Below are 897 nucleotides of genomic sequence, written 5' to 3'. Positions count from 1 at the left end.
CGAGGCCGTGTCCTTCACCTTGTCGGTCAGCCCGGACAACAGTGACTTCCCGTCGCCCTTCCCGTCACCGTCACCGTTGCCTTTGCCGGTGACCGCGGACAGCAAACTTCCGCCGCCGCCCTCGGCGTAGTCGGTGAGCCGGTCGGTGGCGCCCGCCACCCTGTCGGAGACAGCGGAGACCGCCTTGTCGGTCACGGTGCCGAGCAGACCCTGCGCCGCCTTCTGCAGAGGCGACACCGATGCGGCCTTGCCGGACGCACCGGAGACGTTCTTACGCAGCTTCTTCGCCGCACTATCAAGATTCGAGGTCATCGCTGATCACTTCCGGGTGCGTCGTACGGGTACCGAATCGGTCGTCGACTTCGCGCGCGTCCTACGGGCCCGCGACAACTCGTCCTCGTCGTCGTCCGTCGTCGACGACCGCGACCGCGACCGGGCGGGCCGGGATCCACCACCACTCGACGAGCGGCGCCGCGGGGCCGGGCGCCTCCGGGCGCGGGACGCCTCGTCCTCGGCTTCGTCATCCTCGGCTTCGTCGTCCTCAGCGGTCTCGTCCTCGGCGTACTCGCCGTCGTAGTCGTCCTCGGACTCCTCACGACGCCTGCGCTTGGACCCCTCCCCTCCGAAGGCCTCGTCACCGCCCGACTGCAACCGGGAGTTGAGCGAATCGATCCGGTGACTGGCCGCAGTCACCGCCGCCGTCTTCGCCGCGTTCATCAACTCCGTGCGGACCGTCGCGCCGAGCCTGGCGACCTCGGGCGAATCCGCGAGGAGCTTGCCCGCCTGACCGAGCACACCGAGTGATCCCGAGGGAAACCGACTGGATGCCCCGGCGCCCGCAAGCATCAGCGCCAGCTTCATCTTGTGCGTGCGGCCCAGCATGTAACCCGCACCCAC

Annotated in this window: 1 protein-coding gene and 1 pseudogene; both read right to left on the bottom strand. The window is 69.0% G+C overall.

Annotation, left to right across the window (positions count from 1 at the left end):
- A pseudogene (locus tag MLGJGCBP_RS22830) lies at window positions 1–312 on the bottom strand (SRPBCC family protein); the annotation flags it as partial.
- Window positions 313–318: 6 nt separating this feature from the next.
- Window positions 319–897 (bottom strand): hypothetical protein (locus MLGJGCBP_RS22825; protein ID WP_160098226.1); only part of this gene is annotated, 579 nt, incomplete at its 5' end.

It is taken from the genome of Rhodococcus sp. T7, from assembly GCF_009872365.1.
Taxonomy (GTDB): domain Bacteria; phylum Actinomycetota; class Actinomycetes; order Mycobacteriales; family Mycobacteriaceae; genus Rhodococcus_F.
This window is presented reverse-complemented; position numbering and strand designations above follow the sequence as displayed.